Raw genomic sequence first — 11508 nt, 5'->3', positions numbered from 1 at the left:
CTGGGCTGGTGCAGCAAATGGACCGGGCCGTTGGCATTGTCCTGGACAAACTGGAGGAACTGGGTCTTGAGGACAACACCATCATTGTCTTTACATCGGACAACGGGGGGGTGGCCTCGGGAGACGCCTTTTCCACCACGAACCTTCCGCTCAGGGGCGGTAAGGGCTACCAGTGGGAAGGTGGCATACGCGAACCCTACTTTATCAAAGTGCCTTGGCTAAAGGACGTGAAACAGGTGGCCTACCCCGCCACCGGGTCGGATTTCTATCCCACCCTGTTGGATCTGGCCGAACTTCCGTTAAAACCGCACCAACATACGGATGGCGTTAGTTTAAGGCCCCTTCTGGAAGGGGGGCGTCTGGCCGAAAGGCCCCTGTTCTGGCACTATCCCCATTATGGGAACCAAGGGGGGGAGCCCTCGTCCATTGTGAGGGACGGCGACTGGAAGCTGATCCATTACTGGGAAGATGGCAGAAATGAGCTGTACCATCTCAAGACGGATCCAGGGGAGCGGGAGAACGTTTGGGCCGCACATACCGGGAAAGGGGAGAAGCTGTTGGCCACCTTGAACGATTTTCTCGGGAACGTAAACGCCAACATGCCCCAACCCGATCCGGAACACGATCCGGAGCTGGCCCAAAAGAAGCATCGGGAGCGGGTGGAAGTCCTGTTGCCCAGCCTCGAGGCCCAGCGAATGGAATTTTTGTCAAAGGAATATCAACCCAACGAAGACTGGTGGCAAAGTAAGGTGACAAAGGATTAGTGCCCAAGCAAAGGGGCCAACCCAAAGGGCAGAGGTAAATTTTGGCCGCCTTTTGGGACAAGGTAATGCGCACAGGGCCAACCGACTCCGATTGCGATGGGCCAAGCAGCTCCATTTCTGAAACGGCGATGGACCCCGAGGCCCCCAAAACCTTCCATTGGCAGATCTTGTGGCACGCATGCCAAAACGAAAGCGCCAACGGCAGTAGAACCATGGAACAGCGGTCCAAAAACCAAAAAAATCCACAACCCTGAAAATGAAAACAAAATTTAATTTTTCCTACCTTTTGTTTTTGGCCTTTGTCTCCGCCATGGGCGGTTTTTTGTTTGGCTATGATTGGGTGGTCATTGGTGGTGCCAAACCTTTTTACGAACTTTTTTTCAATATTGATGATGTGCCCACTTTGCAAGGATGGGCCATGAGCAGCGCCTTGGTGGGCTGTGTCCTTGGGGCGGTGCTCTCAGGGCTTTTGGCCGATAAGTGGGGCCGGAAAAATGCCCTTGTGCTCGCCGCGGTGCTCTTTATCGTGTCTGCCTTTGGCACGGGCCAGTCCGATCATTTTACGCCTTTCATTGCCTATAGGGTGTTGGGGGGTCTGGGCATAGGCCTGGCCTCTACCCTGTCTCCCATGTACATTGCCGAAGTGGCCCCGGCCAAATACCGCGGCCAGTTTGTGGCCATTAACCAATTGACCATTGTTGTGGGCATCTTGGCGGCACAGATCGTAAATTGGGTCATTGCCGAGCCCATACCGGACCAGGCCGATCAAGGGCACATTCTGGCATCCTGGAACGGACAGACCGGTTGGAGATGGATGTTCTGGGCAGAACTGCTTCCCGCTTTTTTGTTTTTTGCCCTAATGTTCGTGGTTCCCAAAAGCCCGCGTTTTTTGGTAAAGATCGGGCAGCCCGAAGCTGCCGCCAGGGTACTGGAAAAAATAGGCGGCAAGGACTATGCCCAACAAGAGCTCAAAAACATGGAGATCACGCTCCAAAAGGATGTAAAGGGCAGGGTGGCGTTATCAGAGGTTACCGGGAAGGGTATTGGGCCCATGCTCATCATTGGAGTGGTACTGGCCATTTTTCAGCAGTGGTGCGGCATTAACATCATCTTTAATTATGCCGAGGAAATATTTACGGCCGCTGGCTATTCGGTGGGAGATATGCTGTTCAACATCATCATAACCGGAAGCGTAAATCTCATTTTTACCTTTGTGGCCATGCGTACCGTAGATAGCTGGGGGCGCAGAAAATTGATGATGCTGGGCGCTCTTGGCCTGGCCGGGGTGTATGCGGTTTTGGGCGGTGCCTACTTCTTTGGGTTCACCGGCCTTCCCGTTTTGATCCTGGTCATCACTGCCATTGCCATTTATTCCATGTCGCTGGCACCGATCACCTGGGTGGTGCTTTCAGAAATCTTCCCCAACCGTATCCGGGGTGTGGCCATGTCCATTGCCACCTTTTCCTTATGGGTGGCCTCCTTTGTCCTGACCTTTACCTTCCCCTTGCTTAACGATGCTTTGGGGGCATACGGTACGTTTTGGGTGTACAGCGGTATCTGCATTTTGGGTTTTTGGTTCATACAGCGGAAACTGCCCGAAACCAAGGGGAAGAGTTTGGAAGAGATCGAAATGGAACTGACCGGGAAACAACCGGGCCGTGAAAGTTTGTAGATGCAAAACGATGGTGATATGTTGCAAGAGAATTTGATCAAGGGCCGTGCCACCTGCTCCCAAAGGAATGTGGTAACCAACTGTGATGCACAGCTGGGCCAGGCAAAAAAAGGAACTGCTGCCATCTGCGCATTGGCGGCAACACTGTTGTTGTGCCTGTTTTGTAACACGCTCGGGGCACAGTCGGTTCCCAGTGCACGGAGCTATCTGGACCCCCTTAAAGTGCAACTGAAAGAGGAATGGCCCCGGAACAAAACGGTGAACCTGGTTTTTCACGGACACTCCGTGCCGGCCGGTTATTTTAAGACCCCTCTGGTAAATTCTTTGGAAGCCTACCCACATTTGGTGCTGGAAAAGGTAAAGGAAATGTACCCCACGGCCGTGGTCAATACCATAGTCACGGCCATTGGGGGCGAGCACTCCCAGAAGGGTGCCAAGAGGTTTAAGACAGAGGTCCTGACCCACGCGCCGGATGTTCTTTTCATTGATTATGCCCTGAACGACAGAAATATTGGGCTGGAGCGCGCCAAGGCAGCTTGGGAACTGATGATCAAGGAAGCACTCGCTCAGGACGTTAAGGTGATTTTACTGACCCCAACCCCCGATCTCAAGGAAGATATTCTTTTGGAAGATGCCCCCTTGGAACGGCACAGCGGGCAGGTACGGGAACTGGCCGCACGTTTTGGCGTGGGTTTGGTGGATAGTTACGGCCTTTTTCGGGAGATCGCCAAAGCGGAGGACTTAAAACGGTATATGGCACAGGGCAATCATGTGAACGGGAAAGGGCACGCCGTGGTGTCCGAGGCCATTGCCCATTTTTTTATAGGGAAATTAAATAGAGAATGATGAGGTTTAAAGGGATATGGTTTTTTTTGGGTCTGATGTTGGTTTTTTCCTGCGCCAGGGAGGTGTCACGGGAAGTGGACCTGTCTGGGGAATGGTCTTTTCAAATGGATTCCTTGGATCAAGGGGTGCAGCAAAAGTGGTTTTCCCGGCCTTTGAAAGACACCATACAACTACCGGGTTCCATGGCCGAGCACGGAAAGGGTCATGACGTGGGGGTGGAAACCCAATGGACCGGTAACATGTGGAACGACAGTTTGTGGTACACCAGTCCCAAAATGGCAAAATACCGGGAAGAGGGGAACGTAAAGGTTCCCTTCTGGCTCACTCCCAAGAAGGTGTACTACGGTGCCGCTTGGTACAAGAAGACCGTTGCCATTCCAGAACAATGGGACGGAGAGCAAGTGGCCCTTTTCTTGGAACGGCCCCATTGGGAGACCACCGTTTGGGTAAACGATAAAAAAGTGGGCATGCAGAACACCCTGGGCACGCCGCACAGGTATGAGCTTCAAGACTTCCTTTCTCCCGGTGAGCACACCATTACGGTGCGTATAGACAACCGTATCAAGGACATTGATGTGGGCCGTGACGCGCACAGCATATCAGACAACACACAGACCAACTGGAACGGTATGGTCGGGGAGATCAAGTTAACGGTAGCGCCAAAAATTGCCCTGGGCACGGTACAGCTCTACCCAGATGTGCAAAACAAAACCGTGGTGCTCAAAGGTGCCTTGAGGTCATCGGGTTCAATGCCCAATACCGTGGTACTGGCGGCCACCGCCACATCTCACCAAAATGAGGCTTCCTTGCCCACCCTGACCCGTAACCTGGATATAGCCGCAGATGGCAGTTTTACCCTGGAATACCCCATGGGCGAAACGGTTGAGCTCTGGGACGAGTTTTCCCCCAATCTCTATACCATGCACCTTGCCCTGGAGACCGCGCAGGGCAAGGATGAAAAAGACATTGTTTTTGGCATGCGCGAGTTTAAGGTAAACGGCAAGCATTTCGCCATAAATGGTAGGCCCGTCTTCCTCAGGGGCACCTTGGAATGTTCCATTTTTCCATTGACCGGGTATCCGCACACGGATGTTGATTCTTGGAAGCGCATCCTACAAATTGTTAAGGACCACGGACTAAACCACATGCGTTTTCATTCCTGGTGTCCGCCCAAAGCGGCTTTCATTGCCGCAGACCAATTGGGGGTGTATCTCCAAGTGGAGGCCTCCGCATGGACCACCGTTGGCGATGGCGAGCCCATAGACAGCTGGATCTACAAGGAGGCGGAGAGCATTCTGGAGCACTACGGCAACCACCCGTCTTTTGTGATGATGGCGTATGGAAACGAACCCTCGGGAGAGAATCAAAAGAAATACCTCGGGGATTTTGTGGACCATATGAAGGGGCAGGACAACCGGCGCCTGTACACCAGTGGGGCCGGATGGCCCTTGTTGGAAAATTTGGACTTCTTTAACCACAAGGGCCCGCGGATCCAAGGGTGGGCAGAGGAGTTGAACAGTGTGATCAATGCCCGCCCACCACAGACCGTCTTTGATTACGACAAGCTCATACAAGAGACCCCAGTGCCCTATGTGAGCCACGAGATGGGACAATGGTGCGTATATCCCAACTTCAAGGAAATGTCCAAATACACGGGCGTACTGCAGCCCAAAAATTTTGAGATCTTCAAGGAAACCCTGGAAGACAATGAGATGGGGCATTTGGCAGACAGTCTGTTGTTGGCCTCGGGAAAGCTGCAGGTACTCTGTTACAAGGCAGATATTGAAGCGGCTTTGAGAACCAAGGACATGGCCGGCTTTCAACTGTTGGACCTCCATGATTTCCCCGGTCAGGGCACGGCCTTGGTGGGCGTGCTCGATGCCTTTTGGGATGAGAAGGGCTACGTAACGCCCGAAGAGTTCAGGCGGTTCAATGATGTTACCGTTCCCTTGGCACGATTGGAAAAACGGGTGTTTTTAAACGATGAGACCCTGGAGGCAAAGATAGAGGTGGCCCATTATGGTCCCTTGCCCTTGGAAGCCGTTGCGGCCTCTTGGACCCTGACCGATGGCAAGGGTGCCGTTTTTAAAGAGGGAACCTTTGAACGCAAGACCCTTCCCGTGGGAAATGGCACGTCTTTGGGAAGCCTTGAAATACCCCTTAACGCCATTGCCAACGCCCAAAAACTAAAGCTGGAGGTACGGGTGGCCGATAAGGCCAATGATTGGGACATTTGGGTGTACCCGGCCAAGACGGACCCCATTGAAAACGAGGCGGACGTAAAGGTGGTCCAGACCCTATCCCCTGGCACCATGCGCTATCTTGAGAACGGGGGCAAAGTACTGCTCAATGTGTCCAAGGGAGATGTAAGACCGGAAAAAGGAGGCGACATTGGGGTCGGGTTCTCCAGTATATTTTGGAACACCTCCTGGACCAAGGGCCAAAAGCCCCACACCTTGGGCATCCTGACCCATCCTGGACACCCGGCCTTGGCGGAGTTCCCCACCGAGTATCACAGCAACTGGCAATGGTGGGACGCCATGAGCCATTCCAACGCCATTGTTTTGGACGATTTTACCGCCGCGCTTCAGCCCATAGTCCGCATTGTGGACGATTGGTTCCAGAACCGAAGGACCGCGCTCATTTTTGAAGTGAAGGTGGGACAGGGAAAATTATTGGTTTCAGGTATCGACCTACATTCAAATCTGGAAAATCGGCCGGAAGCAAGACAATTGAGATATAGTTTAACCAAATATATGGCCAGCGGAGCGTTTGATCCAAAAATTGCCCTTGCGGGTGAAGAGATCAAAAATCTGTTTGTGCCGTGGTAAGGGAAACAATAGGGATGTGTAACGGGGAAGCCAAAGAATTGGAAAAGAAGGCCCGCTGTGTGTAAGGTATTTTTGATTTAAGGCCCCTTGGTCTTGAGCGCAACCACCGCGGCCGTCCCATGTTGGTTTCTTTGAAAGAAATGGATTTTAGTATGAGTACAGTTAAAGCTTGGAAGGAAAAAGTGACCCTCCCCACCTATGAAATCGGGGAGGCAGAGAAGTATCCGGTGTTTTTGGAGAAACGCGTGTATCAGGCCAGCAGTGGATCGGTGTACCCCAATCCGGTGGTGGAGCACATCAGTGACAAAAAAGTGGACAAGGAATGGGATGCCGTGTTCCTTGAGAACGATTATATAAAAATAATGGTGCTTCCCGAACTTGGGGGTAGGGTACAGATGGCCTATGACAAGATCCGTGAGCGTCACTTTGTGTACTACAACCACGTTATAAAGCCGGCCCTTGTGGGGCTAACGGGTCCATGGATTTCGGGTGGCATTGAATTCAATTGGCCCCAGCACCATAGGCCAAGCACGTATGCTCCAACGGACTGCACCATAGAAACCTTTGGGGATGGCAGTGTTACGGTCTGGGTGAGCGAGGTGGAACGGATGTTCCGCACCAAGGGCATGGCCGGATTTACCCTCTACCCGGACAAGGCCTATCTGGAAATTAAGGCCCAACTGTACAATCGCACGCCGCATCCGCAGACCTTCTTGTGGTGGGCCAACCCCGCCGTAGCGGTCAACGACCACTATCAATCTGTCTTTCCTCCAGATGTCAATGCCGTATTTGATCACGGTAAGCGAGATGTTTCGGAATTTCCCATTGCAAAGGGCACTTACTACAAAGTGGATTATTCGCCCGGCACGGATATCTCCCGCTATAAGAACATTCCCGTGCCCACATCCTATATGGCCATTAACTCTGATTATGATTTTGTGGGCGGTTATGAGAATGACAGTAAGGGCGGGCTCCTCCATGTGGCAGACCACCATATTTCTCCCGGAAAGAAACAATGGACCTGGGGCAATGGCGATTTTGGCCAGGCCTGGGACAGAAATCTTACGGACAACGACGGTCCTTATATTGAGCTCATGTGCGGTGTTTACACGGACAACCAACCAGATTTTTCCTGGATGCACCCGTATGAGGAGAAGAGTTTTAAACAGTATTTCATGCCCTATCACAACGTGGGCGTGGTCAAGAACGCAAGCAAGGAGGCCCTGTTGAATTTGGAGTTTGAGGCGTCATCCGCCGTGGTAAAGATCCACGTCACGGGAACGTATCCCAAAGCGCGCATAGTGCTGCAGAACGGTGATGAGGTGCTCTTTGAACAAGAAACGGACCTGGACCCCGCCAATGGGTTCGAGCAGAGCATTCCCCTGGGAACGGCCAATACAAAGAACATCAGGGCAAGCTTAATGGACCAAAAGGGGAACACCTTGGTGAGCTGGATGCCGGAGGGCCCCAAAGCCAAAGATATCCCGGAGGCCGCCACCGCGGCCAAACAACCAAGGGATATCGCCACCGTGGACGAACTTTTTCTAAATGGGCTGCATTTGGAGCAATACAGGCACGCAACCTATGACGCGTCCCTGTACTACCAAGAGGCACTCTCCCGTGAGCCCAAGGACGTGCGCTGCAACAATGCCATGGGACAATGGCACCTAAAGCGCGGACAGTTTAAAAAGGCACTGCCCTATTTTGATAGGGCCATAGCATCCCTAACCCAACGCAACCCCAACCCCTACAATGGGGAACCTTACTTTAACAAAGGGGTGGCCCTCCGGTTTCTGGGGAGGGACCAGGAAGCCTATGCCGCCTTTTACAAGGCGTGCTGGAACGCGGCCTGGCAAGACGCCGGTTACTTTAACCTGGCCCAGATAGACTGTCTTAACGGCAATTACGAAAAGGCCCTGGAACTGGTGGAAAAAGCCCTGATTCGCAATTGGCACAACCACAAGGCCCGTCATTTGAAGGTGATATTGCTCAGAAAATTGGGAAAAACGGGCCAGGCCCTGTCCCTTATTGAAGCATCCCTGCGCATAGACCGTTTTAATTTTGGGGTGCTGTACGAGAAATATCTGATGCACCGCACCAAGGAAGGACTGGAAGAATTCAAGGAGATGCTCAGGGATGAGGTGCACAGTTATATGGAGTTTGCCCTGGACTACGCCCAGGCGGGTCAATATACCGAGGCCATAGCCTTGTTGCAGCACTATGCCCAAGGCAGGCAACGGGCCTATCCCATGGCCCATTACTTTTTGGGTCATTTCTATGGGGAGAGCGGGCAGAGGACAGAAGAACTGAACCATTACCAATTGGCCCAACAAATGCCCATGGACTATTGTTTCCCCAATCGTTTGGAAGAAGTGGTGGTGTTGCAAAGTGTTATGGAGCGGCACAAGGCCGATGCCCGTGCGCCCTACTATTTGGGAAATTACTGGTATGCTTCCCGTAACTACGACGAGGCACAGCGATGCTGGGAGAAGGCCCTGGCCCATGAGCCAGAAAATGCCATTGCGCACCGTAACCTGTCCCTGCTCTATTTCAATAAGAGAAATGAAAAGCAAAAGGCCAGGAAACACTTGGAAATGGCCTTTGGGCTATCTCCAAACAATGCCCGAGTGTTTATGGAACTGGACCAACTGTACAAAAAATTGAATGTCTCCCTGGAAGAGCGATTGGCGTTCTTGGAGCACCACCGCCATTTAACGGAAATGCGGGACGACCTTTATCTGGAACTCGTGGCTTTGCACAATTTCAAGGGGCGGTACAAAAAGGCTCTGGAGCTCATTGGAAAACGACAGTTTCACCCTTGGGAGGGCGGAGAGGGAAAAGTTCCGTTTCAATACCTCACGGCAAAGATCGAACTGGCCAAAAGACATCTGGAACAAGGAGAGCCCCAACAGGCCATTGCCCATTTGAACGAGGCCCAAAAGTACCCGCACAACTTGGGTGAGGGCAAGCTGTATGGGGTGCAGGAAAACGATATATTCTATTGGCTTGGCTGCGCCCACCAGCAGCTGGGAGAACATAAAAAGGCCGTGGCCCTATGGGAAAGGGCGGCTACCGGCCTAACGGAACTTGGGGCGGCCATTTTTTACAATGACCAGCAACCGGACAAAATCTTTTACCAAGGCTTGGCCCTTTTAAAATTGAATCGGAAAGCGGAGGCCCAGAAACGTTTTCAAGAATTTGTGGCCTACGGGGAGGAGCACCAAAATGATGAGGTGAAGCTGGATTATTTTGCCATTTCATTACCCGACCTATTGATCTGGGAAGAAGACCTGAACGATAAGAACAGGGCCCATTGCCACTACCTGATGGGGCTGGGCCACCTGGGAATGGGAAATACGGAAAAGGCCAAAGCCGCGTTCACTCTCGTTTTGGAACAGGAAGCCTATCACTTGCCCGCACAGCTGCATTTGAAGATGGCAACATCAAACAAAAACCAATTTCAAAACACCTAAAGGGATGAGGGCGCTGATCTGTTGTTTCCTGTTTTGGACGGGTATTTTGGGCAGTTTAAGCGCCCAGGAGCGGCCCAATGTGCTCTGGATCACCATTGAGGATACCTCTCCCCGGTTCATTGGGGCCTATGGGAATGGCCATGCGAAAACCCCGGTAATAGACCAGTTGGCCAAAGAGGGGGTGCGCTTTACCAATGCCTTTTCCACGGGCACGGTCTGCTCGCCGAGCAGGAGTACCATTGTTACTGGTGTTCCTACTTACAGACTTGGAACCGGCCACCATAGGAGCAAGGTGCTCATCCCGGACTTCATAAAGGGTTTTCCGTACTATTTGAAACAACAGGGCTATTACACTTCCAACAATTCCAAAACGGATTACAATCTGGCCAAGGAAAAGGATTTTATAGAGACGGCCTGGGATGAAAGCTCCAATTCCGCGGGATGGTGGAACAGAAAAGAGGAACAACCTTTTTTCTCGGTCTTCAATTTTGCGGAGTCGCACCAGTCCCGTACCATGTCCATGTCCTATGATTGGTACCGGGAGCATGTTTGGGAACCCTTACCGCAAGATCTTAGAATTGCCGACACCGATTTTGAGATGCCGCCCATTTACCGAGATACTCCCGAGATGCGAAAGCAGATGGCAAGGGTGTACAACGCCATTGCCCTCACCGATCTTGGAATGGGGCGGCTCTTGGAACGTTTGGAGAGGGATGGACTGCGGGAAGACACCATTATATTCTTTTTTGCAGACCATGGCGAGGGCATGCCCCGCGGCAAGACCAATGGTATCGACTATGGGTACCGGGTGCCCTTTGTCATCTGGTTTCCGGAGAAATATAAACATCTCTCTCCGTGGGGCACCGCAGGGGCAGTCACCGATGAGTTGGTTTCTTTTGAGGATTTGGCGCCCACCCTTATTTCCCTGTCCGGAGCAAAAGTGCCCTGGTACCTCAATGGGCGGGTGCTCTTGGGAAAGCAGCGGTCCAGGCCCAAAGAGTACCTGGTCCTGTCTTCTGACAGGGCAGACAATGGGCCCGATATGGTGCGCACCCTAACCAATGGCGAGTTTACCTACTCACGCAACTATATGCCCTTTTTACCGGCCTTGCGCTACATTAGGTATATGGAAATCTCGGATATTGCCAAGCAGATGCGCGCCGATCTTCAGAACAGCGCCCTGGACTCCCTTCAGAAAAGCTTGTTCGAGGAACGCCCAGCGGAATACCTGTTCCACATAGAGGGGGATCCCTGGGAAACCAAAAATGCGGTCAATGAAAAAAGGTACGGCACCCTATTGAAAAAGATGCGGAAAACGCTGGAAAACGAGTTGTTAAAGGCCAGGGACATCCATTTTCTTCCGGAATATGAATTGGGGCAATTGGCGCCAAAAACACCTTACCAACACCGGGAAAACAAAGCGGACTTTCCTTTCAAAATTATTTATGGCGCGGCCTCGCTCTCCGGAAAACGGGACGCATCCACCCTAAAAAAACAGTTATACTTGTTAAAGCACCAAAATGCCATGGTCCGGTATTGGGCCATCACGGGGCTAAAAAGCCACGGCAAGAAACACCTCGCCCCCATGCGGAAACAGCTTTTTGCCGCCATGGAAGACCCCTACGCTCCGGTGGCCATCATTGCGGCCGGTTTGGTTTACCATATGTACCAAGACGAGGCTGCGGCGCAGCGCTTGCAAAAGATGGCCAGGGAAGACAACATGGACCTGGCGCTTTTGGCCATCAATGAAATCACCTACCTGGAAAACAACACTTCTTTCATGGAAACCATGGAAGCTGTGCGCAAAATGCCCAACAGGTCCTACAACGTAAAAGCGGCATGTATGGATTACTTGGCGCTTTTGGGAGTGGTGGAACACAATGCCCTACCCGAAAAATGACACTGATCTTAAAGAACGACAA

The 11508-nt window shown here is 52.1% G+C and carries 6 protein-coding genes; all 6 read left to right on the top strand.

Annotated features, from left to right (window positions below; translation table 11 throughout):
• A partial coding sequence (locus tag ACKWCC_RS11235) for a sulfatase-like hydrolase/transferase (protein ID WP_413996029.1) occupies positions 1-764 on the top strand: 764 nt, incomplete at its 5' end.
• Positions 765-1014: 250 nt separating this feature from the next.
• Entirely contained in the window at positions 1015-2436 is a 1422-nt protein-coding gene (locus ACKWCC_RS11230; RefSeq protein ID WP_413996032.1) for a sugar porter family MFS transporter, read from the top strand.
• 18 nt (positions 2437-2454) lie between these two features.
• Positions 2455-3282: an SGNH/GDSL hydrolase family protein gene (locus ACKWCC_RS11225; protein WP_413996028.1), complete on the top strand. Its 828-nt coding sequence runs from the start codon at positions 2455-2457 to the stop codon at positions 3280-3282.
• Positions 3282-6113, top strand: coding sequence for a sugar-binding domain-containing protein (locus ACKWCC_RS11220; protein ID WP_413996027.1), 2832 nt, complete (start codon positions 3282-3284; stop codon positions 6111-6113). Before ACKWCC_RS11225 ends, ACKWCC_RS11220 begins: the two co-directional genes overlap by 1 nt.
• Before the next feature lie 152 nt (positions 6114-6265).
• The gene (locus ACKWCC_RS11215) at positions 6266-9586 is read left to right on the top strand and encodes a DUF5107 domain-containing protein (protein ID WP_413996026.1); all 3321 of its coding nucleotides are present in this window, start codon (positions 6266-6268) and stop codon (positions 9584-9586) included.
• Positions 9587-9590: 4 nt separating this feature from the next.
• Positions 9591-11486, top strand: coding sequence for a sulfatase-like hydrolase/transferase (locus ACKWCC_RS11210; protein WP_413996025.1), 1896 nt, complete (start codon positions 9591-9593; stop codon positions 11484-11486).
• Positions 11487-11508: the final 22 nt, after the last annotated feature.

Origin of the sequence: Maribacter aquimarinus (genome assembly GCF_047345505.1) — a bacterium.
Taxonomy (GTDB): domain Bacteria; phylum Bacteroidota; class Bacteroidia; order Flavobacteriales; family Flavobacteriaceae; genus Maribacter.
The sequence above is the reverse complement of the archived record's forward strand: the minus strand, read 5'-3'. Positions and strand labels throughout refer to the sequence as shown.

Coding starts and splice junctions, on each gene's coding strand:
- ACKWCC_RS11225 (WP_413996028.1), top strand. CDS start 2,455: ATGTTGCAAGAGAATTTGATCAAGGGCCGTGCCACCTGCTCCCAAAGG.
- ACKWCC_RS11220 (WP_413996027.1), top strand. CDS start 3,282: ATGAGGTTTAAAGGGATATGGTTTTTTTTGGGTCTGATGTTGGTTTTT.
- ACKWCC_RS11215 (WP_413996026.1), top strand. CDS start 6,266: ATGAGTACAGTTAAAGCTTGGAAGGAAAAAGTGACCCTCCCCACCTAT.
- ACKWCC_RS11210 (WP_413996025.1), top strand. CDS start 9,591: ATGAGGGCGCTGATCTGTTGTTTCCTGTTTTGGACGGGTATTTTGGGC.